At 74.4% G+C, this 23,326-nt stretch carries 19 protein-coding genes; 11 read left to right on the forward strand and 8 right to left on the reverse strand.

Going from position 1 to position 23,326, the window contains the following annotated elements; all coding sequences use genetic code 11:
• Nucleotides 1-28: 28 nt before the first annotated feature.
• Nucleotides 29-1,759, forward strand: coding sequence for an HNH endonuclease signature motif containing protein (locus tag ANAEK_RS10545; RefSeq protein WP_012526129.1), 1,731 nt, complete (start codon nucleotides 29-31; stop codon nucleotides 1,757-1,759).
• Here ANAEK_RS10545 and ANAEK_RS10550 read toward each other — a convergent pair.
• Both ANAEK_RS10550 and ANAEK_RS10555 read right to left on the reverse strand, forming a co-directional pair.
• Nucleotides 1,756-4,992 carry a BamA/TamA family outer membrane protein gene (locus tag ANAEK_RS10550; RefSeq protein ID WP_012526130.1) on the reverse strand — a complete coding sequence of 1,079 codons (3,237 nt, stop codon included), beginning with the start codon at nucleotides 4,990-4,992 and terminating at the stop codon, nucleotides 1,756-1,758. The two genes, ANAEK_RS10545 and ANAEK_RS10550, sit on opposite strands and share 4 nt — an antisense overlap.
• Complete coding sequence (locus tag ANAEK_RS10555) at nucleotides 4,989-5,960, reverse strand: alpha/beta fold hydrolase (protein WP_041454214.1); 972 nt, start codon at nucleotides 5,958-5,960, stop codon at nucleotides 4,989-4,991. Before ANAEK_RS10555 ends, ANAEK_RS10550 begins: the two co-directional genes overlap by 4 nt.
• Nucleotides 5,961-6,088: 128 nt before the next feature.
• Here ANAEK_RS10555 and ANAEK_RS10560 point away from each other — a divergent pair, with 128 nt between their 5' ends.
• The 3 genes from ANAEK_RS10560 to ANAEK_RS10570 all read left to right on the forward strand — a co-directional run bounded on the left by ANAEK_RS10560 (nucleotide 6,089) and on the right by ANAEK_RS10570 (nucleotide 9,532).
• Nucleotides 6,089-7,117: a cation diffusion facilitator family transporter gene (locus ANAEK_RS10560; RefSeq protein WP_012526132.1), complete on the forward strand. Its 1,029-nt coding sequence runs from the start codon at nucleotides 6,089-6,091 to the stop codon at nucleotides 7,115-7,117.
• A 167-nt stretch (nucleotides 7,118-7,284) separates the two neighbouring features.
• Entirely contained in the window at nucleotides 7,285-8,310 is a 1,026-nt protein-coding gene (locus ANAEK_RS10565) for a sulfate ABC transporter substrate-binding protein (protein WP_012526133.1), read from the forward strand.
• Nucleotides 8,311-8,353: 43 nt separating this feature from the next.
• Complete coding sequence (locus tag ANAEK_RS10570) at nucleotides 8,354-9,532, forward strand: porin (protein ID WP_012526134.1); 1,179 nt, start codon at nucleotides 8,354-8,356, stop codon at nucleotides 9,530-9,532.
• 7 nt (nucleotides 9,533-9,539) lie between these two features.
• Here the strand turns inward: ANAEK_RS10570 and ANAEK_RS10575 are convergent, their stop codons facing one another.
• Genes ANAEK_RS10575 through cysD form a run of 6 tightly spaced genes read right to left on the reverse strand, consistent with a single transcriptional unit; the run spans nucleotide 9,540 to nucleotide 15,372 of the window.
• Nucleotides 9,540-10,631 carry a sulfate/molybdate ABC transporter ATP-binding protein gene (locus ANAEK_RS10575; protein WP_012526135.1) on the reverse strand — a complete coding sequence of 364 codons (1,092 nt, stop codon included), beginning with the start codon at nucleotides 10,629-10,631 and terminating at the stop codon, nucleotides 9,540-9,542.
• On the reverse strand, nucleotides 10,628-11,566 hold the full coding sequence (gene cysW / locus ANAEK_RS10580; protein WP_012526136.1) for a sulfate ABC transporter permease subunit CysW: 939 nt from the start codon (nucleotides 11,564-11,566) through the stop codon (nucleotides 10,628-10,630). The genes ANAEK_RS10575 and cysW overlap by 4 nt, the downstream gene beginning before the upstream one ends.
• The gene (cysT, locus tag ANAEK_RS10585; protein ID WP_012526137.1) at nucleotides 11,563-12,417 is read right to left on the reverse strand and encodes a sulfate ABC transporter permease subunit CysT; all 855 of its coding nucleotides are present in this window, start codon (nucleotides 12,415-12,417) and stop codon (nucleotides 11,563-11,565) included. The genes cysW and cysT overlap by 4 nt, the downstream gene beginning before the upstream one ends.
• Nucleotides 12,414-13,136 carry a phosphoadenylyl-sulfate reductase gene (locus ANAEK_RS10590; RefSeq protein WP_012526138.1) on the reverse strand — a complete coding sequence of 241 codons (723 nt, stop codon included), beginning with the start codon at nucleotides 13,134-13,136 and terminating at the stop codon, nucleotides 12,414-12,416. The genes cysT and ANAEK_RS10590 overlap by 4 nt, the downstream gene beginning before the upstream one ends.
• Nucleotides 13,133-14,446, reverse strand: coding sequence for a sulfate adenylyltransferase subunit 1 (locus tag ANAEK_RS10595; protein WP_012526139.1), 1,314 nt, complete (start codon nucleotides 14,444-14,446; stop codon nucleotides 13,133-13,135). The genes ANAEK_RS10590 and ANAEK_RS10595 overlap by 4 nt, the downstream gene beginning before the upstream one ends.
• Entirely contained in the window at nucleotides 14,446-15,372 is a 927-nt protein-coding gene (gene cysD, locus ANAEK_RS10600; protein WP_012526140.1) for a sulfate adenylyltransferase subunit CysD, read from the reverse strand. Before cysD ends, ANAEK_RS10595 begins: the two co-directional genes overlap by 1 nt.
• Before the next feature lie 97 nt (nucleotides 15,373-15,469).
• On the opposite strand from cysD, the gene ANAEK_RS10605 reads away from it, so the two are divergent.
• The 7 genes from ANAEK_RS10605 (at nucleotide 15,470) to greA (ending at nucleotide 23,302) form a co-directional block, all read left to right on the forward strand.
• The gene (locus ANAEK_RS10605; RefSeq protein ID WP_012526141.1) at nucleotides 15,470-16,399 is read left to right on the forward strand and encodes a hypothetical protein; all 930 of its coding nucleotides are present in this window, start codon (nucleotides 15,470-15,472) and stop codon (nucleotides 16,397-16,399) included.
• The gene (rsmD, locus tag ANAEK_RS10610) at nucleotides 16,396-16,935 is read left to right on the forward strand and encodes a 16S rRNA (guanine(966)-N(2))-methyltransferase RsmD (protein ID WP_012526142.1); all 540 of its coding nucleotides are present in this window, start codon (nucleotides 16,396-16,398) and stop codon (nucleotides 16,933-16,935) included. Before ANAEK_RS10605 ends, rsmD begins: the two co-directional genes overlap by 4 nt.
• Nucleotides 16,936-16,954: 19 nt before the next feature.
• Entirely contained in the window at nucleotides 16,955-17,449 is a 495-nt protein-coding gene (gene coaD / locus ANAEK_RS10615; protein WP_012526143.1) for a pantetheine-phosphate adenylyltransferase, read from the forward strand.
• A 147-nt stretch (nucleotides 17,450-17,596) separates the two neighbouring features.
• Nucleotides 17,597-18,799: a pyridoxal phosphate-dependent aminotransferase gene (locus ANAEK_RS10620; RefSeq protein ID WP_012526144.1), complete on the forward strand. Its 1,203-nt coding sequence runs from the start codon at nucleotides 17,597-17,599 to the stop codon at nucleotides 18,797-18,799.
• A gap of 123 nt (nucleotides 18,800-18,922) precedes the next feature.
• Nucleotides 18,923-19,348 carry a cyclic nucleotide-binding domain-containing protein gene (locus tag ANAEK_RS10625; RefSeq protein ID WP_012526145.1) on the forward strand — a complete coding sequence of 142 codons (426 nt, stop codon included), beginning with the start codon at nucleotides 18,923-18,925 and terminating at the stop codon, nucleotides 19,346-19,348.
• 91 nt (nucleotides 19,349-19,439) lie between these two features.
• Complete coding sequence (carB, locus tag ANAEK_RS10630) at nucleotides 19,440-22,673, forward strand: carbamoyl-phosphate synthase large subunit (RefSeq protein WP_012526146.1); 3,234 nt, start codon at nucleotides 19,440-19,442, stop codon at nucleotides 22,671-22,673.
• A gap of 128 nt (nucleotides 22,674-22,801) precedes the next feature.
• Nucleotides 22,802-23,302, forward strand: a complete 501-nt coding sequence (gene greA, locus ANAEK_RS10635; protein WP_012526147.1) for a transcription elongation factor GreA — start codon at nucleotides 22,802-22,804, stop codon at nucleotides 23,300-23,302.
• Nucleotides 23,303-23,326: the final 24 nt, after the last annotated feature.

Here is a 23,326-nt window from a genome sequence, read left to right on the forward strand (position 1 = left end):
GTCAGAGGCGTGTGCTACGCCTCGGAACGTGGACGCGCTCGTTCGCCAGCAAATCCAGCCGCTTGACGCCCCGTCAGGGCTGGAGGCGCTCGCGGCGCAGGCCTGGGTGCTGGAGGTGCCCCGGCCGACCGAGCGGCGGTTCATCCTGCGGCCGGAGGCGGCGGAGCTGGTGGACGGGCTGCTGGCCCGGGTGGCCCGCGGCGCGGGGGCACTGGACGTGGCGCTGGGCCGTGGCCTGCGCGCGGTCGAGAAGGCCGGCGGTCCGCTTCGCCTGGGGTACTCGAGCCTGGGCGACTACGCGCGCGAGCGGCTGGGGCTCCCGGAATCGACCTCCCGGCGGCTGGCGCGGCTCTCGGCGGGTCTGGACGAGCGGCCGCTGCTCGATGCGGCGGTCCGGGCGGGCGAGGTGAGCCTGCGGAAGGCGCAGGTCATCCTCGGCGTGGCCCGGGGGGCGGACGAGGCGCGCTGGGTGGCGCAGGCGCGGGACGCGACGGTCCGGGCGCTCGCCGCCGCGGTGCGCGCGGAGCGGGGCGGCGATGGCGGGACGGCGGACGCGGGCGAGGGCGCCGAGCCGCTGGTGCCGCTCGAGCTGGAGATCTCCGAGGACGATCGGGTGGCGCTGCGCGAGGCGCTGTCGCTGGCGGGCACGACGCTGGGCGCGACGGCGCCGCCCTGGCAGCGGCTCGAGGCGCTCTGCCAGGAGTACCTCGCCTCGCACCCGGAGCCGGAGCGGCTCCGGCTCGAGGACCTCGACGCGGACGCGGCGACGGCCGCGGGCGCGCTGGAGGGCGCGCCGCGGGGGCGGGGCAGCGAGTGGTGGGACGCGGCGCGGCTCGCGCTGGAGGAGGAGACGGAGCGCTGGAGCTACCTCGAGCGGCTCGAGCCGCTCCCGGCGCCGGATCCGGCGGGCGGGCTCGCGCCAGGCGACCTGCAGGCCCTCGATGCGCGTCTGTGCGAGCTCGCCGCGATGCGCGCGCGCTGGGACGAGCTGGTGGGCCACCTGGGCCTGCTCATGCGCTCCCTTGGCCTCTGGCGGGAGGCGGGCTTCGCCTCCTTCGGCCACTACTGCGCCGAGCGCCTGGGCCTCTCGCTCCGGGCGGTCGAGCAGCGCATCGCGCTGGAGCGACGCCTTCACGAGCTGCCGCCGCTCCGCGCGGCGCTGGCGTCGGGGCGGGTCTCCTACGGCAAGGCGGTCGTGGTGGCGGCGGCTGCGGACGAGGACACGGTCGAGGCCTGGATCGCGCGCGCGGAGACCACGCCGTGCGCGGCGCTCCGGCGCGAGGCGGAGTCGGCGGAGGACGCGCAGATGTGTGCGCGGCGCGCGTGGAAGGCCCGGCTGCCCGCGCGGGTGGTGAACCTGCTCGACGCCGCCCTGGGCGCGGCCCGCCTGGCCGCGGGGAGGCCGGTCCGGGACGGCGAGTGCCTGGGGATCATCGCGCGGCACTTCATCGACACCTGGAAACCGTCGTTGCGCGGCCGGCGCACGCTGGCCCACCGGGTCCTGGAACGCGACGGCGGGCTCTGCCTTGCGCCGGGGTGCACCCGCGCGGCGGACCACGCGCATCACCTGTGGCAGCGCGCGCACGGTGGACCGGACGTTCCGTGGAACCTCGCCTCGCTGTGCGCGCCGCACCACCTCGTCGCGATCCACGGGGGCTTCCTGCGCGTGCGCGGGAGGGCGCCGCACGCGCTGGAGTGGAAGTTCGCGGGGTCGGCGCCGGTGGGGAGCGGGCGCGGCGGAGGCGTCGGGTCCGGCTAGAACGACTGACCCACGGTCACGTACGCGGTGACGGGGTCCACGCCGGGCTCGCGCCACTCTCCGGCCAGCAGCCGGCCGAACCCGTGGGCGAGGCCGAGGCGCAGGTCGGTGCGCAGCCAGTACCCGAGCACCAGCTCGGCGCGGAGCTCGGCGCCGGCGGCGAACCGCACCTCGTTCCACGAGAACGGGTGGCCGGCGAACGGCAGCTCGCCGGGGAGGTCGAACGCGTCGCCGGCGTCCACGAACACGCTGCCGTGCACGCGCCGCAGGAACACGGGCCAGGTGGAGTACCCGCGCACGGGCGCGAGCAGCGGGAAGCGCAGCTCGAGGTTGCCGAGCGCGAACGCGGTGCCGGCGAGCCAGCCGTACGGATAGCCACGGAGCTGGTCGGGCGCGACGCCGGCGGTCTGCATCACCACGGCGACGGGGTCCACGGTGGCGGCCCCGCCGAGCTCGTACGGCGCCCGCCCGCCGATGGAGCCTTCCGCCACGCCGCCGCTGAGCCGCAGCGCGAGCACGGTGTGGCGGGTCCCGGGGACGCGCAGGTACTGGGCGACGCTGAGCCGCGCGCGCGCGAGGCCGAAGTCGCTGCCGATGGTGGGGTCGGCGGCGCGCAGCGACAGCGCCACCGTCCGGCCCTCCTCGGGCGAGATGGAGCGCACGTACCGGCGCGCGTCCGTGTACACGGCCCGGAACGACGCCTCGGAGAGGACCCCGTCGCGCCACTCGAGCCAGTCCGACGTGGGCGCGCGGCGCGTCTCGCCGAGCACGTCGTACGAGGTGCCGGCCCAGCCGATCCGGAAGCTGAGCGTCTCGGCGAGCCCGGGGAACGAGAAGCCGAGCCCGGCGGCGACGGGGGTCCACACCGACTCGACGCCGCGGCCGCCGGGGGCGGAGTCGAAGTAGCGCACCGACGCGAGATCGAGCGTGGGCCACGACCAGCCGCCCTGGTACGAGAACGCGTACCCGGGCTCGCGCCCGCCCTCGCTCCACCACGCCTGCAGCGCCCACGCGTGCCGGGCCAGCACGTCCACGCCGCCGGTCATGGCGCCGTAGATGCTGCCGGCACCGTCGCTGCCCCACAGCGGCAGCCACCAGCGCGGGCCGACGGTGTCGAGCGCGCGGTACGGACGCGAGGGCAGGGGCGTGGGCGACGGCGAGGGCGGGGACGTCGTCGTGGAAGCAATGGCGGCGGGGGGCTCGGTGAGGGGCTCGGTGGGAGCCGCGGGGGCGCCCGCGGCCGGAGACGGAGCGGCGGTTGCAGGCTGGGCCGCGGTCGCGCCGGGCGTCGTGACGGGGATGCCGGGGGGCGTGGCGGGCGCGGTGCCCGCGACGGCAGGCGCGGGCGGCGCCGGCGTGGGCTCGAGCCAGGCGGCGGGATCGAACGGGAGGGTGGCGACGTCGTAGCCTTCGCGGCCGAACGTGACGAACGCGATGGTCCGCCCGTCGGGCGACACGGCGGGCTGGAACGCGCCGGACTCCACGTTGGTCACCTGGCGCAGCGCGCCGGTGGCGGCCTCCCACGCGTACAGGTCGTAGACGCCGCCGCGGTCGGAGGCGAACAGGAGGTACCGGCCGTCGGGCGTCCAGGCGGGCCCGGTGTCGAGGGCGTCGTCGTCGGTGACGCGCCGGACGGCGCCGTCCTCCCACAGCGCGACGTCGCGCCGCCCGCCCTCCTGCAGCTCGAATGCGATCCGCCGGCCGTCGGGCGACGGCGCGGGGCCGTAGACCTGCGCGCCGGGGCGGGCGAACAGCACCTCGACCTGCGCGGGCGGCGGGACGGCCAGCTCGGCGCGGCGTTCACGGATCGTCACGTCGGCGGGGACCATGGGCGCGGGGGGCAGCGTCCGGCGCACCAGCGCCATCCGCCCGCCGGGCTCGTGGCGCACGTACACCACCGCGCCGCCGCCGGGCACGACGGCGGGGTCGCCGGCCCGCTCGCCGTCGGTGAGGCGGCGCCGCGCGCCGCGCGCGAGGTCCACGGCCCACAGGTCGTCGTAGGTCCGGTGCAGCCGCCAGACCTCGCCGATGGCGACCACGGCCTCCCGCGGCGAGGCCATCGAGAGCGCGCCGTTCGCGTCCACGGTGAGGGCGAGGCCGAGGTCGGCGCCGCCGGGCGTCACGCGGTAGGTGCCGGGCCGGCGGTCGAGGTCGCGCTTCTGGTACGCGAGGAAGCTCCCGTCGGGTGACCAGCGCGGCGTCTCCACCCGCCCGCCGGCGCGGGTGAGGCGGGTGGGCGCGGTGACGGGGCGCTCGCGGACCCGGGCCCGGACGGCCTCGGCGTGGCGGCGCTCCTCCTCCGCGTACTCGGCCCACAGCGACGGGAAGTCCCGCCCGCCGAACGCGCGCGCGCCGGCCCAGCTCGGCGCGTAGGGCCACACCTGCGAGCCCTGGTCGGCGACGAACGCGGCGATGGCGGCGTCGCCGTACCGGGCGCGCAGGAACGCCATGAAGCGACCGCCGAGCAGGTAGGGCGCGGTGCCGAGCGGCCACTCCAGCAGCGGGTTCGAGATCTGGTCGAGCCGCGGGAACGGGCCGTCGAGCGCGAGCGCCCGCGCGTACATGTCGTGGATGGCGCTGGCGTTGCGGCCGGCGCCGGGCACGGCCTCGCCGTCGGCCTCGTGCAGCACCGCGAGCCCCTCGGCCATCCAGCTCGGCGTGAGGCCGTTCGGCACGAAGAGCTTCCCGAACACGGCGTTGGCGAGCGCGGGGAGCCCGCCCACGTGGTCGAGGTGCAGGATGTGGACGTACTCGTGGAACACCAGGCTGGAGACCCAGTCCCGGTAGTCGTTCAGCTCGGAGAGCCCGGGCGGCGGGACGGCGTAGAGCCGGATGGTGTCGTACGGCAGCGGCGTGGCGAGGCCGTTCGCGTCGTCGGTGTCGTCGGAGAGGACGATCTCGGTGCGCTCGCGCGGCGCGAAGCCGAGCACGGGCGACAGGATCGCGTGCGCGCGCTCGGCGGCGCGGGCCACCTCCTGCGCGAGCGCCTCCTCGCCCTGGTGGTGGTGGACGCGGAAGTGCGGGGTCTCGATCGTCCGCCAGCTGAAGCCGGGGTCGTAGAGCTGGGCGCGCGCCGGGGCGGGGGCGAGCGCGAGCGCGAGCAGGGCGGCCACGCCGGTGCCGGAGGCGCAGGCGCAGGAGAGCGTGAACGCGAGCGCGAGCGCGGTGCAGGGCGCTCGGCGTCGCGGGGCGCGGCCCGCGGGGCGGGCGTCGCGTCGAGCGGGGGCGGTCACTCGGGGCGCCGGGTGGCGGCGGGGCGGCGGCGCTTGCCGGCGGGGCGGCCGCGCTTCGTCGCGGCTGCGCGGGGCTTGCGCGGCTTGCGGGGTGGGGCCGACGGCACGCGCGCCTCGAGGAACCCGAGCACGCGCTCCGCCACCAGGTCGGGCGCCTCGAGCGGCGCGACGTGCGTGCCGCCGGGCACGACCAGGATCTCGCTCCCGGGGATCTCCGCGTGCATGCGCTCGGAGAGGCGGAGCGGCGTGAACGAGTCGCGCTCGCCGGCCACGACCAGCGTCGGCACCTCGACCTCGTGGAGGTGGGGGAGGCAGTCGTGCTCGGCGGCGGAGGCGAGCATGCGCACGAACAGCGTCGGCTCCACGCGCGAGAGGTCGTCGAAGTAGCGGGTGAGGTCGGCGCGCTGCACGCGGTCGCGGTCCACCTCGAACTGCAGCGCGTACTGCATGGCGAGCTCGCTCGGGAGCAGCACCCGGAACCCGGTCCGCACCGCCTCGGGGAACCGCTCCACCAGCGCCCGCGCGAACGGGAACGCCAGCCGGAGCACGGGCGAGTCGTGGAACGTGTCGATGGGCCGGCCGGGCGCGCCGCACACCAGCACCAGCCCCCGCACGCGCTCGGGCGCGCGCCGGTGCAGCTCGAGCGCCACCTGCACGCCCATGGAGTGCCCGGCGATCACGGCCGACCGCTCGCCGGCGGCGTCGAGCACCGCCAGCAGGTCGTCCACGCAGTCCTCCAGGCCGACCCGGGCCGGGTCCGCGGGCGGGGCGCTCCGGCCGTGGCCGCGGTAGTTCCAGTGGATGGTCCGGTGCCGGCCGGCGAGCGCGGGCTCGATCGCCCGCCAGACGTAGCCGGCGCAGCCGATGCCGTCGGTCAGCACCACCGCGGGCTCGCCGGAGCCGTGGTTGGTCCAGTGGAGGCGGGTGCCGTCCCGGGCGATGGCCTCCTGCGGCTCGATGCGTTCCATCGGGTCCCCGTGCGTGGCGCCGGCGGCGGGCGCGCCCGCGCGCGATGCGGCGGGGCCTTGCCGCGCCGCCCGCGCGTGCGCGTCCATGGAGCATGGCGTAGACTGCACGGCCCGGAGGTTCAAGCGGAATGTCGCACGGCCACCCGCACGTCCACGGAGCGCACGAGCCCTCGGCCACGGCCGGGACGGGAGGGGCGGGGCACTGGTCCGGCGAGCAGCAGGGCGCGTGCGGCCTGCATCACGCGGAGCACGAGCGGGCGCACCAGCACGGCGCGCACGGCGCGGGGGCGAGCCTGCGGCGCCTCGGCATCTCGCTCGTGCTCACCGCCGCGTTCATGGTCGCCGAGGCGGTGGGCGGCTGGCTGTCCGGCTCGCTGGCGCTCGTCTCCGACGCCGGCCACATGCTCACCGACGCGGGCGCGCTGGGGCTCGCGCTCGTCGCGGCCTGGCTGTCCACCCGGCCCGCCGACGACAAGCGCACCTTCGGCTACCGCCGCGCCGAGGTGCTCGGGGCGCAGCTCAACGTGGGCGCGCTGGTGGTGCTCTCGGTCTGGATCGCCTGGGAGGCGGTCCAGCGGCTGCGCGACCCGGGCCCGCCCATCCGGCTCGAGCTCATGGCGTTCGTGGCGGGCATCGGCCTCGCCGCGAACCTCGCCATCCTCTGGTTCCTGCACGGCGAGCACTCGCTGAACGCGCGCTCGGCGTTCCTGCACGTCCTCTCCGACACCATCTCGTCGGTGGCCATCCTGGCGGGCGCGGTGGTGATGGGCATCCGGCCCGACCTCCGCTGGATCGACCCGGTGCTCTCGCTCGCGATCGCGCTCCTCATCCTCTGGGGCGCGGTGCGGCTCATCCTCGAGATCACCGACATCCTGATGGAGAGCGTGCCCGCGCACCTCGACGCCGGGGCGATCGGCTCGCAGATGGAGTGCTGCCCGGGCGTGGTCGCGGTGCACGACCTGCACATCTGGACCATCTCGAGCGGCATGCTCTCGCTCTCGGCGCACCTGGTGGTCGAGCCGGGGAGCGTGGGCCGCAACGACGAGATCCTCACCGCGGTGAAGCGCGACCTGCGGCGGCGCTACGGGATCGACCACACCACGCTGCAGATCGAGTCGGCCGAGTACGCGCACGTGGACGACGTGCACCGGCACTGATCCCGCCTCGGGCCGCGGCGTCGCGCGTCGATCCCGCTGCAACGCGCAACTCCCCCCGGACCGCCGTCATAACGGACATGCGTTCGCTTGACCGGACGGGCGACGCTCCCTAGGATGGTCATCCGTTAAAACGGATGCGGCGCCACTCGCCGCCAGGGAGGAAGGCCATGTCTCATCGTGTGAAGCAGTGGGTCCGGCGTGCCGCCGCGCTCGCCGTCGCCGCGCTCGTCGCGGCCGCGGCGCCCGCGCGCGCCGCCGAGGTGAAGCTCCTCAACGTCTCGTACGACCCGACCCGCGAGCTGTACGAGGCGGTGAACCGGGCGTTCGCGGCGCAGTGGAGGGCGCAGGCCGGGCAGGAGCTGGTGGTGAAGCAGTCCCACGGCGGCTCCGGCAAGCAGGCGCGCGCCGTCATCGACGGGCTCGAGGCGGACGTGGTGACGCTGGCGCTCGCCTACGACGTGGACGCGATCGCGAAGGCCGGGCTGGTCGCGCCGGGCTGGCAGCAGCGGCTGCCGCAGAACGCCTCGCCGTACACGTCCACCATCGTGTTCCTGGTGCGCAAGGGCAACCCGAAGCACCTCGCCGACTGGGACGACCTGGTGAAGCCGGGGGTGCAGGTCATCACGCCGAACCCGAAGACCTCGGGCGGCGCGCGCTGGAACTACCTCGCGGCGTGGGCCCACGCGCTCCGCAAGCCGGGCGGGAGCGAGGCGAGCGCGAAGGCGTTCGTGAAGGCGCTGTTCCGCAACGTGCCGGTGCTGGACTCCGGCGCGCGCGGCGCGACCACCACGTTCGTCGAGCGCGGCATCGGGGACGTGCTGCTCGCCTGGGAGAACGAGGCGTTCCTGGCGGTGGAGCGGCTCGGCAAGGGCCAGTTCGAGATCGTGGTCCCGCGCACCAGCATCCTCGCCGAGCCGCCGGTGGCGGTGGTGGATCGCAACGTGGACCGCCACGGCACCCGCGCGCTCGCCGAGGCGTACCTCCGGTTCCTGTACGGGCCGGAGGGGCAGGAGATCGCGGCGAGCAACTTCTACCGGCCGCGCGATCCGAAGGTGGCCGCGCGCCACGCTGCCCGTTTCCCCAAGGTGAAGCTCGTGACCGTCGACGAGGTGTTCGGCGGCTGGCAGAAGGCCCAGGCGACGCACTTCGCCGACGGCGGCACCTTCGACCAGATCTACGTCCCCGGGACCTGAGCGTCCGCCCCCGACCCCGCACGTACACCGCAGAAGGAACGCCATGAACGCACGCATCCTGATCCCCGCCCTCGCCGCCGCCGTCGCCGTCGCGGTGCCCGCGGCGGCCCAGCAGCAGGCTCCCGAGCAGCCCGCGGCCTCGTCCGCGCCCGCGGCGGAGGCCCCGAGGCCGTCCGCCGAGGCCCCGAAGCCGGCCGCGAAGCCGGCGTCCGGCCCCACGTTCTGGGGCTTCCTCAACATCCAGTACTCCCGCACCGACGCGCCGTCCCCGGCGAAGGACACGTCCAGCTTCGAGCTGCGCCGCGCCCGCATCGGCGCCCGCGGTGACCTGCTCCCGCAGGTCGGCTACGCCGTGCTGTGGGACGGCGCCGACAGCTCGCTCAAGGACGCGTACGGCGCGCTGAAGAAGCTCGCCTGGCTGCCCGGCCTCGAGCTCCGCTTCGGCCAGTGGAAGACCCCGTTCGGCTACGAGCAGCCGGAGAGCGACACGAAGCTCCTCTGGGTGAACAGCTCCTACGCCGTGGCGAGCCTGGCGCGCGGGCCGGACTCGCGCGACCTCGGCGTCGGCATCAACGGCAAGTGGGCGGTCGGGGGCGGCGTGGGGGTCGAGGTGGCGGCGTCGCTCGTGAACGGCGCCGGCCCGAACAAGAAGGACGACCTCGACGAGAAGAACGTCTGGGCGCGCGGCGGCGCGAGCGCGAAGCTCGGGCCGGCGGCGCTGCGGGTGGGCGGCTCTTACGGCTACGGGCACCAGGTCTCCTCCACCGGGACGAACGCGCGGTTCGACGGCGCGGGGGCGACGAACGGCGGGGCGGTGTCCGCCACCAACGACGACACCTACTTCTGGTTCCAGACCTACGGCGCCGACGTCACGCTCGACTCGCCCTGGCTGTTCGTGGCGGCGGAGCTCATCCAGTCCGAGCGCGACCTGCAGGTCCACGCCGGCACCCAGGCCTTCACCCGCCGCGACGTGACGGCCCGCGGCTGGTACGCCGGGCTGTACGGCAAGAGCCCCTGGAACGTCGGGCCCATCTTCCGCGCCGAGCGCTACGACCGCGATCGCGGCACCGGCGACAACCTGAACGAGCGGTATACCGTCGGCGCCTACGCCGACATCGTCCCGGTGAACGCGCGGCTCATCCTCAACTACGAGATCGACCGGTCGGACCGGCCGGTGCGCACCGGCAACCGGGCCATCGCCTTCGCGCAGCTCATCTTCTAGGCCCCTCCTACAGGCCGCTGGCGGTGAGGCTGTCCGCCTCGCCGTCCGCGGCCGGGAACACCCGCACGCGCCGCGGCGAGAGGTGGACCGGGTCGCCGGGCGCGAGCCCGAGCGCCTCGCTCTTGCGGACGTCCAGCTCGGCCTCGACCGCCTTGCCGAAGCCGGGTGCGCTCAGCTCCACGCGGACCGCGGCGCCGAGCGGCACCAGGCGGACCACCCGCGCCTCGAAACTGCCCGGGATCCGGGCCCGGTGGATCTCCAGCTCGTGGGGCCGGACGTAGACGTGCGCGCTCGTGCGGACGGCGCCGGCGCCGCCGGAGGTGCCGGGCGCCGCGAACTCGAGGTCGTTCACCCAGGTCCGGTTGCCGTCCACCCGGCCCTGGAACACGTTCACCGCCCCGAGGAACCGCATGACGAACGGGCTGGCCGGCTCCTCGAAGACCTGCGCCGGGGTGCCCACCTGCTCGATGCGGCCGGCGTTCATCAGCACCACCCGGTCCGAGACCTCGAACGCCTCCTCCTGGTCGTGCGTGACGAACACGCTCGTCACGTGCAGCTCGTCGTGGAGGCGGCGCAGCCAGCGGCGCAGCTCCTGCCGCACGCGCGCGTCGAGCGCGCCGAACGGCTCGTCGAGGAGCAGGATGCGCGGCGCGGTGGCGAGCGCGCGGGCCAGCGCGACGCGCTGCCGCTGCCCGCCGGAGAGCTGGTGCGGGTAGCGCCCGCGGAGCCCGTCGAGCTGCACCAGCGAGAGCAGCTCGTCCACCCGCGCCGTCACCTCGGCCCGCGGCCGCTTGCGGACGCGCAGCGCGAAGCCGACGTTCTCGGCGACGGTCATGTGGCGGAACAGGGCGTAGTGCTGGAACACGAGCCCCACGTTGCGCTCGCGGGCCGAGCGCGCGCCGACGTCCTCGCCGGCGTGGCGCACCTCGCCGGCGTCCGGCGACTCGAGGCCGGCCAGGATGCGCAGCAGCGTGGTCTTGCCGCAGCCGGACGGGCCGAGCAGCGCGACCAGCTCGCCCTCGGGGATCTCCAGGTCGACGTCGCGGAGGACGGGGTTCGCGTCGAACGACTTCGAGAGGCCGGTGATCTGGATGCTCATGCGTGGCTCCGGCGGGCCGTGGCCCGCGCAGACCGCTGCTTCCACTCGAGCGCCTTCTTGGCGACGAGCGTGATCAGCGCGAGGAGGAACAGGAGCGACGCGACCGCGAACGAGGCGCGGAAGGCGTACTCGTTGTAGAGGATCTCGACGTGGAGCGGGAGGGTGTTGGTCACCCCGCGGATGTGCCCGGAGACCACCGACACGGCCCCGAACTCGCCCATCGCCCGGGCGTTGCAGAGGATCAGGCCGTAGAGCAGGCTCCACTTCACGTTCGGCAGCGTGACGTGCCGGAGGATCTGCCAGCCCCTCGCGCCGAGCACGAGCGCCGCCTCCTCCTCCTCGACGCCCTGCGCCTCCATGAACGGGATGAGCTCGCGGGCCACGAACGGGAACGTCACGAACACCGTCGCGAGCGCGATGCCGGGGACCGCGAACACCACCTTCAGGCCGTGCGCGTCGAGCCACGGGCCGAGCCAGCCCTGCGCCCCGAACAGCAGCACCGTCACCATCCCGGAGATCACCGGCGAGACGCCGAACGGCAGGTCCACCAGCGACACCAGCACGCTCTTGCCGCGGAACCGGAAGCGGGTCACCGACCAGGCGGCGGCGATGCCGAAGATCGCGTTCAGCGGGACCGCGATGGCGGCCACCAGCAGCGTGAGGCGGATGGCGGCGAGCGCGTCCGGATCCGACACCGCGCTCCACCACACCTCGGCGCCGCCGCGCAGCGCCTCCCACAGCACCGCCGCGGCCGGCACGAGCACGAACGCGGCCAGGAACGCGAGCGCGGCGACGATCAGCGTCCACTTGACGAGCGGCGGGTCCTCGGTCGCGCGCCGCGGCCGGGCGGGGCGCGGCGCGGCGAGCCGGGGGGCCGGGGGGGCGGGCGCGGGGGTCCGGGCCGGATCCGCCGCGCGGGCGAGCGCCGGGCTCATGCCTCTCCCGTGCGCGCGCGGGTCCAGGCCTGCAGCCGGTTGATGGCGAGGAGCAGCGCGAAGGAGGCGGCCAGCAGCACGCACGCGATCGCCGAGGCCCCGGCGTAGTCGTACTGCTCGAGGCGCGTCATGATGAGCAGGGGCGCGATCTCGGTGCGCAGCGGCATGTTCCCGGAGATGAACGCCACCGACCCGTACTCGCCGAGCCCGCGCGCGAACGAGAGCGCGAAGCCGGTCAGCGCGGCGGGGAGGAGCGCCGGGAGGATCACGTGACGGAACGTGGCCCAGCGGCCCGCGCCGAGCGTGGCCGCCGCCTCCTCCACGTCGGCGTCGAGATCCTCCAGCACCGGCTGGACGGTCCGGATCACGAACGGGAGCCCGATGAACGTCAGCGCGATGGCGACGCCGAGCGGCGAGAACGTCGCCTTCACGCCGAGCGGCTCGAGGATCCCGCCCAGCCAGCCGTTCCGCGCGTACACGGCGGTGAGCGCGATGCCGCTCACCGCGGTGGGCAGCGCGAACGGCAGGTCCACCACCGCGTCCACCAGCGAGCGGCCGGGGAAGCGGTACCGCGCCAGCACCCACGCCACCAGCACGCCGAACACCACGTTCACCGCGGCGCCGGCGAGCGAGGCGCCGAAGCTCAGGCGATAGGACGCGAGCGCGCGCGGGGAGGCGGCCACCGCCCACGCCTGCGCCCAGCTGAGCGTGGACGCGCGGAGCGCCAGGGTGGAGAGCGGGATCAGCACCACCGCCGAGAGGTAGGCGACGGTGAACCCGGTGGAGAGGCCGAAGCCGGGCAGCACGTGCCGCCGCCGGCGCGCCGGGACCGCCGCCGCGACGGGAGTCACCGCCGCGGCTCCCCGCCGGCGGGGCGGACGTGCAGCCCGCACTCGGTCTTCTCGCGCCCGCGCCAGCGGCCGGCCCGCGGATCCTCGCCGGGGCGGACCGGGCTGGTGCAGGGGGCGCAGCCGATGGACGGGTAGCCCTGGTCGTGCAGCGGGTTGGTGGGGACCTGGTGCGCGCGCGCGTGGCGCCACACGTCTTCGGACGTCCAGGCGACGAGCGGGTTCACCTTCGCGAGGCCGAACCGCGCGTCCCACTCGAACACCCGCGCGCCGGCGCGATCCGGCGTCTGGTCGCGGCGGATGCCGGTGACCCACGCGCCGGTGGGGGCGAGCGCGGCGAGCGTCGCCCGCAGCGGCCGCACCTTGCGGACGTCGCAGCAGGCGTCCGGGTCGCGCTCCCACGGCGGCGGCTCGCCGGCCGGAACCACCGCCGGCGCGTCGCCCTTCACCGCGCGGATCCGGACCCCGTGGCGCTCCTCCAGCCGGCTCCACAGCGCATAGGTCTCGGCGAACAGGAAGCCGGTGTCGATGGTGAAGATCTCGATGGGCAGCCGCGCGCGGCCGACCGCGTCCACCAGCACGCAGTCCTCGACGCCGAAGCTGCACGCGAGCGCGACGCGCCCGGGGAACCGCTCCGCCGCGGCGGCCAGGATCGCCTCCGGCTGGCCGCCCTCGTGGCGCGCCGCCAGCGCCGCCAGCTCCTGCGCGATCGGCTCGCTCACTGGATCATCCCCGCGCCCACTGTGTCGTTGGTCGCCTCGTCGATCACCACGAACGCGCCGGTGGCGCGGGCGTCGGCGTAGCGGTCGGGCGCGACCGGGTGCGCGAGCCGCAGCGTCACCCGGCCGATGTCGTTCATGGCGAGCCCGTCGGCGGGCACCCGCTCCAGCGCGGAGAGGTCGAGGCGCCAGGCGATCTCGCTCACCTGCGCCCGCGTCTCGCGGGTGGTGTGCCGGACCAGGTAGCGCCGCGCCGGCGAGAGCGGCCGCTCGGAGAGCCAGCACACCAGGGCGTCCACGGTGCGGGTGGGCTCCGGCCCCTCGCCAGCGTGGACCAGCAGGTCGCCGCGCGAGACGTCCACCTCGTCCTCCAGCGTGAGCATCACCGACTGCTCGGCCCGCGCCGAGGCGAGCCGCTCGTCGCCCACCCGGATCCCCTTCACGCGGGTGGTGCGGCCGGACGGGAGCACCTGCACCGCGTCGCCGACGGCGACCGCGCCGGACTCCACCCGGCCGGCGAAGCCGCGGAAGTCGTGGTGCTCGCGCGTGTGCGGGCGGCAGACCCACTGCACCGGGAAGCGGAAGCGCTCGCCGGGCGCGTCGTGCGCCGCGGGCGCCCGCTCCAGCACCTCGAGCAGCGTCGGGCCGCGGTACCAGCCGAGGTTCGCGCCGCGCTCCACCACCATGTCGCCGTGCAGCGCGGAGATGGGGACGAAGCGGACGTCGGGGATGCCGAGGCGGGCGGCGAAGGCGCGGGCGTCCGCCTCGATGCGCGCGAACACCTCCTCGGACCAGCCCACCAGGTCGAGCTTGTTCACCACGAACACGAGGTGGCGGATGCCCACCAGGTGCGCGATGACCGCGTGGCGGCGCGTCTGCGTGACCACGCCCTTGCGCGCGTCCACCAGCACCAGCGCGAGGTGGGCGGTGGACGCGGCGGTCACCATGTTGCGCGTGTACTGCTCGTGACCGGGCGCGTCGGCGATGATGTACTTGCGCGCGCCGGTGGAGAAGTAGCGGTATGCGACGTCGATGGTGATGCCCTGCTCGCGCTCGGCCTGCAGGCCGTCGGTGAGCAGCGACAGGTCCACCGCCTCCAGGCCGCGGCGGCGCGAGGTGCGCTCGATGGCGCTCAGCGCGTCGGCCAGGATCGAGCGGGTGTCGTGCAGCAGGCGGCCGATGAGCGTGCTCTTCCCGTCGTCCACGCTCCCGCAGGTGAGGAAGCGCAGCAGCCCCTCCTCGCGGAGGGCGGCCGCCGGGGCGGGGGAGGGGACGTTCGCGGGGCCGGCCGCGGCGGCGGTGGCGGTGGACACTAGAAGTAGCCCTCCTTCTTGCGCTGCTCCATCGAGGCGTCCGAGGTCTGGTCGTCGAGGCGCGTCGCGCCGCGCTCGGTGACGGTGGTGGTGGCGGTCTCGGCGACGATCTCCTCCAGCGTCGCGGCGGTGGACTCGACCGGCGCGGTGCAGGTGATGTCGCCGACGGTGCGGAACCGGACCGAGACGACCTCGACCCGCTCGCCCGGGCGCGGCGGCGTGACGTCGGTCACCGGGACCAGCGCGCCGCCCCGCCGCACCGCCGGGCGGCGGTGCGCGAAGTAGATCGAAGGCAGCTCCAGCCGCTCGCGCGCGATGTACTGCCAGACGTCGAGCTCGGTCCAGTTGGAGATGGGGAACGCCCGGATGTGCTCGCCCTTGCGGATCCGCGCGTTGTAGAGGCTCCACAGCTCGGGCCGCTGGTGCTTGGGATCCCACTGGCCGAGGTCGTCGCGGAACGAGAAGACCCGCTCCTTCGCGCGGGCCTTCTCCTCGTCGCGGCGCGCCCCGCCGATGCAGGCGTCGAACCCGTGCTCGGCGATCGCGTCGAGCAGCGTGACCGACTGGTGCCGGTTGCGCGGCTCGTCCGGCCGGGCCAGCACCACCTTGCCCTCGCGGATCGAGTCCTCCACCGACCGCACCACCAGCCGCTCGCCGAGCTCCGCGGCGCGGCGGTCGCGGAACGCGATCACCTCGGCGTAGTTGTGGCCGGTGTCGATGTGGAGCAGCGGGAAGGGGAAGCGCGCGGGTCGGAACGCCTTCTCGGCGAGGCGCAGCAGGCAGACCGAGTCCTTGCCGCCGGAGAACAGCAGCGCGGGGTTCGCGCACTGCCCGGCCACCTCGCGCAGCACGTGGATCGCCTCGGCCTCGAGCCAGTCGAGGTGCGCCAGGGGGCGCCGGAGCTCTGCTGGATGGATGTCCGTCATAACGGAATGCGCATCCTAGTTAACGGATGAGCATCCCGTCAAGCGGACGCGCCGTCCGCGACCCGCCGGCCGGGCGCTCGCGTGCTATGAACCGGGCGTGCTCTCGCGGATCCTCGCGTTCCGTCCGCCCGGCGTGCTCGGACGCCTGCCGCCGCGCAGCGGCGCCTGCCCGCTCTCGCTGCGCGAGCTGATGGGCCCGGCGGTGGAGCTCGGGACGGCGCTCCCGCTCGTGGCCGCGCCCTCCGCCGCGGTGGCCCGGGCCGCGCTGGTCGCCGCGAAGGAGCTGGGCAGCGCGCTCGGCCTGGCGCTGCCGGCCGGCACGGCGCCGGAGCCCTGGTTCGCGACCGTCACCGCCGCGGCCGACGAGGTCGCGGCGGGGCTGCCCATCTTCCTGTCCGCCGAGGTGCGGGTGGAGGGCGAGGCGGCCATGCAGGTGGACCGCGCCTGCGAGGAGGCGTGGCGCCTGGTGGACGCGGGGCTCACGCACCTCGCGATCGACGCGGCGGAGGTGGCCGCGGAGGAGCGCGCGCGCGTGCTCGCCGAGGTCGCGGCGGGGGCGCTGGAGCGCGGGGTGTGCGTGGACTGCGTGGTGCCGATCGACCCGGGCGTCCCGGCGGCGCGGCAGGCCGCGGTGCTGTTCGAGGCGCTCGCGGCGTGCGGCGCCCCGCCCGACGTGGCGAGCGTGCGCTGCCCGGCGCCCTCGGGCCCGGAGGACGCGCGCGCCCAGGTGGGCGCGCTGGCGCGGCTCTCGGCGGCGCTCGCCGGCGTGCCCGTCGTGCGCCGCGGGCCGGTGTCCCGCCCGCTGCTCGGGCTGCTCGCGGGCTCGCCGGTGAAGGCCTGCGAGGACGGGGGCGCGGCCGCGGCGCGCGCGCGGGCGCCGCTCGGCGGCGGCGCCGACGAGGCGGACCGGCGCGAGGCCCGGGTCTACGTCGAGGTGATGGACTTCCTGGAGCGGCTCGGCGCGGCGGGCAGCGCGCGCGGGCTGGCGCGGGCGCTGGAGGCGCGGCTCACCGAGGGCGGCGCGTGACGCGCATCATCGCCGGGACCGCGCGCGGCCGGCGGCTGGCCGTGCCGAAGGGGCAGGGGACGCGGCCCACCAGCGACAAGGTCCGCGGCGCGGTGTTCAACCTGCTCGGCCAGTTCTTCGAGGGCGGCGACGTGCTCGACCTCTACGCCGGCACCGGCGCGCTGGCGCTCGAGGCGCTCTCGCGCGGCTGCGCGCGCGCCGTGTGCGTCGAGGCGGATCGCCCCACGGCGGAGCTGCTGCGCCGGAACGCGGAGACCTGCGGCTGGGCCGATCGCGTCGAGGTCGTCCGCGGCCGGGTGCCGGAGGCGCTGGCGCGGCTCGCGCCGGGCCGCTTCGCGCTGGCGTTCGTCGACCCGCCCTACGCGGAGGGTCCGGACGCGGCGCTGGCGGCGCTGGGCCCGCTGCTCGCGCCGGGGGGACGGGCGGTCGCCGAGCACGACGCCCGCCGGCCGCCCGTGGACCGGATCGGTCCACTCTCGCTGGTGGATCGGCGCACGTACGGCGGCACGGGAATCTCGATCTACCAGCGCGACTGAGCGATACTGCGCACCCCTCATGAACCGCGCCGCCATCTACCCTGGCTCGTTCGATCCGCTCACCAACGGGCACCTCGCGATCATCCAGCGCGGGCTGAACCTGTTCGACCGGCTCGTCGTCGCGGTCGCGAACAACCCGCAGAAGTCGCCCATGTTCACGGTCGACGAGCGCAAGGCGCTCATCCGCGAGGCCGTGGGCAACGATCCGCGGGTCGAGGTGGACTCCTTCGACGGCCTGATGGTGGACTACGCCCGCACGCGCGGCATCCCCAAGGTGCTGCGCGGGCTGCGGGCGGTCTCGGACTTCGAGTACGAGTTCCAGCTCGCGAACATGAACAAGAAGCTGCTGCCGGAGTTCGAGTCGGTGTTCGTGATGACCGGCGAGGACTACTTCTTCGTCTCGGCGCGGCTGGTTCGCGAGGTGGCGCAGTTCGGCGGCAACGTCGAGGGCCTGGTGCCGGCGAACGTGCTCGAGGCGCTCCAGCGCAAGCTGGGCCGCCCGCCGCGCAGCTGATCCGCGGCGCCCGCCGCCCACGGGGGAAGCCCGCCGGCCGCGCAGCACGCCCCTGGCGGCGAGCACCCGTTCTGGTATTCTCGATTCCCTTTTTTTCACGCCGCGGAGGCACGGCGGCGGTCACCTTCTCTCCGAGGGAACGGAACCATGAAGCTCGCGAAGCGGCTGGACGTGGTCAAGCCGTCGCCCACCCTGGCCATCACCGCGAAGGCGCGGGAGATGAAGTCGAAGGGCATCGACGTGGTGGGGTTCGGCGCCGGCGAGCCGGACTTCGACACGCCGTCGATGATCAAGGACGCTGCGAAGAAGGCGATCGACGCCGGCTTCACGAAGTACACGCCCACGAACGGCATCGTCGAGCTGCGCGAGGCGATCGCGGCCCGCATCCAGCAGGAGCACCGCGTCTCGTACAAGGCGAGCGAGGTGCTGGTCTCCTGCGGCGGCAAGCACGCGCTCTACAACCTGTTCCAGGCGCTGCTGAACGACGGTGACGAGGTCGTCATCTTCACGCCGTACTGGGTCTCCTACGCGGACATGGTGCGGGTGGCGGGCGGCGTCCCGGTGCTGGTCGAGACCAGCATGGACACCGGCTTCGATCCCTCCCCGGAGCAGATCCGCAAGGCGATCGGGCCGAGGACCCGGGCCGTCATCGTGAACAGCCCGTCCAACCCGACCGGCGCGATGCTCTCCCGGCGCACGCTCGAGACGGTGATCTCCTGCGTGAAGGGCACCGAGATCCTCGTCGTCTCCGACGACATCTACGACAAGCTCGTCTACCGCGGGAAGTTCGAGAACGTCCTCGACCTCGACCCGTCGCTGCAGGGACAGGTCGCGCTGGTGAACGGCGCCTCGAAGACGTTCTCCATGACCGGGTGGCGCATCGGCTGGACCGCCGGCCCGCAGGCGCTCATCTCGGCCATGCAGAAGCTCCAGGACAACTCGACCTCCAACCCCGCCTCGATCTCGCAGAAGGCGGCGCTCGGCGCGCTGACGGCCCCCGGGGTGGGCGACGAGGTCGAGAAGATGCGCAGGACGTTCGACGAGCGGCGCAAGCACATCGTCGGCCGCCTGAACGCCATCGACGGCGTCCGCTGCTTCGACCCGGGCGGCGCGTTCTACGCGTTCCCCTACGTCGGCGAGCTGCTGAAGCGGACCGCCCCCGGCGCGAGCGCGCCGCTCGGCACCGACGACAAGCTCATCGACCTGCTCCTCGAGAAGCACCTGGTGGCCGCGGTCCCGGGCTCCGCGTTCGGCGCGCCCGGCTACATGCGCCTGTCGTTCGCCACCTCCATGGAGCAGATCGACAAGGGCTGCGACCGCATCGCGGAGATGGCGAAGAGCCTGAAGTAGCCGCGCGGACACGCACCGGGCGCCCCGCCGGCCTCGGGCCGGGCGGGGCGTCGTGCTTTCGGGGGGGGGTACGGCCGGAATCCGGACCCGCCGAACGAGGGGGCGTGTGCTAGCCTGCCGGCCATGGACGCGCCTCGGGAGGTGTGGGGAGACCTCGCGACCACCGCCTTCGTGGAGTCGAGCCTGCTGTTCCGGTCGCTCGACCCGGACGCGCTCCGGGATCTCGTCCAGCTCGCCCGCGCGGTGGACGCCGCGGCGGGCGAGACGGTCTCCGCCGAGGGCGACGACGGCTTCTATCTGATGATGGACGGCCGGGCGGAGGTGCTCGCCGGCGGCGAGGCCCTGGGCCAGCTCGAGCGGGGCGCCTGCTTCGGCGAGGGGCGGGTGCTCGGGGGCGCCCGCCCCGCCGCCCTGGTGGCGCGCACCGCGGTGACGGCGGTCGCGTTCCCGGCGCCCATGGTGGCGGCGATGGCCGAGCGCTTCCCGCGCCTGCGCAAGCTGCTGGAGGCGGCCCGGGCCGCCCGCGAGAAGGCGGCCCACGGGGCCTAGCCGGCCGTCCTGGCGGGCGGGCGGGCGGGTGCGGCGCGGGCGCGCGGCGGGGTCCCATCGGCGGGGCGGTGTGTGCTAGGTTCCGCGTCCCATGGCGCGCCGTACGGACATCAAGAAGATCATGATCGTGGGCTCCGGGCCGATCGTCATCGGCCAGGCCTGCGAGTTCGACTACTCGGGCACCCAGGCGTGCAAGGCCTTGAAGGAGGAGGGGTACGAGGTCGTGCTCCTCAACTCCAACCCGGCCACCATCATGACCGACCCGGGGTTCGCCGACCGCACCTACGTCGAGCCCATCACCCCGGAGACCGCCGAGCTGATCCTGGCGCGCGAGAAGCCGGACGTGCTGCTCCCCACGCTGGGCGGCCAGACGGCGCTCAACCTGGCGGTGGCGCTCGCCCGCAACGGCGCGCTGGCGCGGCACGGGGTCGAGCTCATCGGCGCCTCGCTCGAGGCCATCGAGAAGGCCGAGGACCGGCTCCTGTTCAAGGAGGCGATGGAGCGCGTCGGCGTGGAGCTGCCCAAGAGCGGCTACGCCACGAGCTGGGAGGAGGCGCGGGCCATCGCCCGCGACATCGGCTTCCCCATCATCATCCGCCCGAGCTTCACCATGGGCGGGGAGGGCGGCGGCGTCGCCTACAACCTCGAGGAGTTCGAGCCGCTGGCGCGGCGCGCGCTCACGCTCTCCCCGACGCACACGATCCTCTGCGAGGAGTCGATCATCGGGTGGAAGGAGTACGAGCTCGAGGTGATGCGCGACCGGAAGGACAACGTCGTCATCATCTGCTCGATCGAGAACTTCGACCCGATGGGCGTGCACACCGGCGACTCGATCACGGTCGCGCCGGCCCAGACGCTCACCGACAAGGAGTACCAGCGGATGCGCGAGGCGGGCCTGCGCATCATCCGCGAGATCGGGGTCGAGACCGGCGGGTCGAACATCCAGTTCGGCGTCCACCCGAAGACCGGCCGCATGGTGGTCATCGAGATGAACCCGCGCGTGTCGCGCTCGTCCGCGCTCGCGTCCAAGGCCACCGGCTTCCCCATCGCCAAGATCGCGGCGAAGCTCGCGGTGGGCTACACGCTCGACGAGATCAAGAACGACATCACCCGCTACACGCCGGCCTCCTTCGAGCCGACCATCGACTACGTGGTCACGAAGGTGCCGCGCTTCGCGTTCGAGAAGTTCCGCGGCGCCGACGACACCCTCACCACGCAGATGAAGTCGGTGGGCGAGGTCATGGCCATCGGCCGGACGTTCCAGGAGTCGCTGCAGAAGGCCATCCGCGGCCTGGAGATCGACCGCTGCGGCCTGGAGTCGCCGCTCGGCAAGGCGCCGGGCGACGCCTACGCGCCCGACGAGCTGGAGCGCGTCCGCGCCGAGGCGCGCGTGCCGCGCGCGCACCGGCTGTTCTGGCTGGCGGAGTGCTTCCGCGCCGGCCTGGGCGTGGACGAGGTGCACGCGATCACGCACGTGGACCCGTGGTTCCTGCGCGAGGTGGAGGAGCTCGTCGCCACCGAGCGGACGCTGGCCCGGGGCGTCCCCGCCAGCGCCGACGCGTTCCGCGCGGTGAAGCGGATGGGGTTCTCGGACAAGCGCATCGCGCAGCTCGCCGGCCGCAAGGAGGCGGAGGTCCGCGACGCGCGCCACGCGCTCGGCGTCCGCCCGGTGTTCAAGCGGGTGGACACCTGCGCGGCCGAGTTCGAGGCCTACACGCCCTACCTCTACTCCACGTACGAGGAGGAGTGCGAGGCGGCGCCGACCGACCGGCCCAAGGTGATGATCCTGGGCGGCGGCCCGAACCGCATCGGGCAGGGCATCGAGTTCGACTACTGCTGCGTGCACGCGTCGTTCGCGCTGTCGAAGGCCGGGTTCGAGACCATCATGGTCAACTGCAACCCGGAGACGGTCTCCACCGACTACGACACCTCCGACCGCCTCTACTTCGAGCCGCTCACGCTCGAGGACGTGCTCGAGATCGTGCACGTGGAGAAGCCGAAGGGGCTCATCGTCCAGTACGGCGGCCAGACGCCGCTCAAGCTGGCGGTGCCGCTGCACGCGCTCGGCGTGCCCATCTTCGGCACCGCCCCCGACGCCATCGACCGCGCCGAGGACCGCGAGCGCTTCGCCGCGCTCATCGAGAAGCTCGGGCTGCGCCAGCCGCGCAACGGGGTGGCCCGCAGCGCCGACGAGGCGTTCGCGGTGGCGCACCGCATCGGCTACCCGGCCATGGTCCGCCCGTCCTACGTGCTGGGCGGCCGCGCCATGGAGGTCGTCTACGACGACCGCGACCTCGAGACCTACCTGCGCGAGGCGGTGCAGGCCTCCAACGAGCGCCCGGTGCTCATCGACCGCTTCCTCAAGGACGCGGCCGAGGTGGACGTGGACGTGGTCTCGGACGGCCGCGACGTCACCGTGGGCGGGGTGATGGAGCACATCGAGGAGGCCGGCATCCACTCCGGCGACTCGGCCTGCGCGCTCCCGCCCTACAGCCTCTCGCCCGCGCACGTCGCCGAGATCGAGCGCCAGTCGGTGGCGATGGCGCGCGAGCTGGGCGTGATCGGCCTCATGAACGTGCAGTTCGCCATCCAGGGCGACGACATCTACGTCCTCGAGGTGAACCCGCGCGCGAGCCGCACCGTGCCGTTCGTGGGCAAGGCCACCGGCCTGCCGCTCGCGAAGGCGGGCGCGCTCTGCATGGTGGGCAAGACGCTCGCCGAGGCGGGCGTGGCGGGCCCGCGGCGGCCGCGGCACACCTCGGTGAAGGAGGCGGTGTTCCCGTTCGCGCGCTTCCGCGGGGTGGACACCGTCCTCGGCCCGGAGATGAAGTCCACCGGCGAGGTGATGGGCGTCTCCGACGACTTCTACCGCGCGTTCTTCAAGGCGCAGGCGGCCGCGGGCAACGCGCTGCCGGTGGCCGGGGAGGGGCGGCGCGCGTTCGTGTCGGTGCGCGACGCGGACAAGCCCGCGGTGGTGGACATCGTGCGGCGGCTCGCGAAGCTCGGGTTCGAGGTGCTCGCGACCACCGGCACGGCGGCGTTCCTGGCCGGGCACGGCATCGAGACCACCCGCGTGCGCAAGGTGAACGAGGGCCGGCCGTCGATCGTGGACCGCATCATCGACGGCGACGTGCACTTCGTGGTGAACACCACCGCCGGCAAGCAGGAGATCGCGGACAGCTACTCGATCCGCCGCGAGACGCTGATGAAGGGGCTGCCGTACTTCACCACGCTCACCGGCGCGCGCGCGGCGGTCGGCGCCATGGAGGTCGCGCGGGGCGGCGCGCCCTCGGTGCGCACCATCCAGGAGTACCACGGGGGCTGACGGCGAGGCCGGGCCCGGCCGATGGGACGTTGACAGCGCCTCCGAGGCGCTCTAGTGAAGGAAGAGGAACGCGGCCGCTCCGGGCATCCCCGGGGTCGGCCGTCCTCGTTTTTCGGGAAGGTGAAACGATGCAACGCGTCCCCATGACCAAGGGCGGCCTCGTCCGGCTGAAGGATGAGCTGAGGCGGCTCAAGAGCGTCGAGCGTCCCAAGATCGTGAAGGAGATCGCGGAGGCGCGCGCGCACGGGGATCTCTCCGAGAACGCCGAGTACCACGCGGCCAAGGAGAAGCAGAGCCACATCGAGGGCCGGATCGCGCAGGTGGAGCACTGGATCGCCAGCGCCGAGGTCATCGACGTGACCAAGCACGCCGGCGACCGCGTGGTGTTCGGCGCGACCGTCTCGCTCGAGGACGCCGAGTCCGGCGACCAGGTGACGTACCGCATCGTGGGCGAGCTGGAGGCCGACCTGAAGCAGGGCAAGATCTCGGTCACGAGCCCGATCGCGCGCGCGCTCATCGGGCGCAGCGAGGGCGACACGGTGGTGGTGCGCTCGCCCGGCGGCGAGAAGGAGTACGAGATCCAGTCGGTCGCGTTCGTGGAGGAGGAGCTGCCGACGGAGTCCGAGTAGTCGGACCCGGCTGGTAGCCTCGCC

The organism is Anaeromyxobacter sp. K, from assembly GCF_000020805.1.
GTDB lineage: Bacteria > Myxococcota > Myxococcia > Myxococcales > Anaeromyxobacteraceae > Anaeromyxobacter > Anaeromyxobacter dehalogenans.

Coding starts and splice junctions, on each gene's coding strand:
- ANAEK_RS10555 (WP_041454214.1), bottom strand. CDS start 5,960: ATGGAACGCATCGAGCCGCAGGAGGCCATCGCCCGGGACGGCACCCGC.
- greA (WP_012526147.1), top strand. CDS start 22,802: ATGCAACGCGTCCCCATGACCAAGGGCGGCCTCGTCCGGCTGAAGGAT.
- cysW (WP_012526136.1), bottom strand. CDS start 11,566: ATGAGCCCGGCGCTCGCCCGCGCGGCGGATCCGGCCCGGACCCCCGCG.
- cysD (WP_012526140.1), bottom strand. CDS start 15,372: ATGACGGACATCCATCCAGCAGAGCTCCGGCGCCCCCTGGCGCACCTC.
- ANAEK_RS10560 (WP_012526132.1), top strand. CDS start 6,089: ATGTCGCACGGCCACCCGCACGTCCACGGAGCGCACGAGCCCTCGGCC.
- coaD (WP_012526143.1), top strand. CDS start 16,955: ATGAACCGCGCCGCCATCTACCCTGGCTCGTTCGATCCGCTCACCAAC.
- ANAEK_RS10625 (WP_012526145.1), top strand. CDS start 18,923: ATGGACGCGCCTCGGGAGGTGTGGGGAGACCTCGCGACCACCGCCTTC.
- ANAEK_RS10620 (WP_012526144.1), top strand. CDS start 17,597: ATGAAGCTCGCGAAGCGGCTGGACGTGGTCAAGCCGTCGCCCACCCTG.
- ANAEK_RS10565 (WP_012526133.1), top strand. CDS start 7,285: ATGTCTCATCGTGTGAAGCAGTGGGTCCGGCGTGCCGCCGCGCTCGCC.
- carB (WP_012526146.1), top strand. CDS start 19,440: ATGGCGCGCCGTACGGACATCAAGAAGATCATGATCGTGGGCTCCGGG.
- ANAEK_RS10570 (WP_012526134.1), top strand. CDS start 8,354: ATGAACGCACGCATCCTGATCCCCGCCCTCGCCGCCGCCGTCGCCGTC.
- ANAEK_RS10575 (WP_012526135.1), bottom strand. CDS start 10,631: ATGAGCATCCAGATCACCGGCCTCTCGAAGTCGTTCGACGCGAACCCC.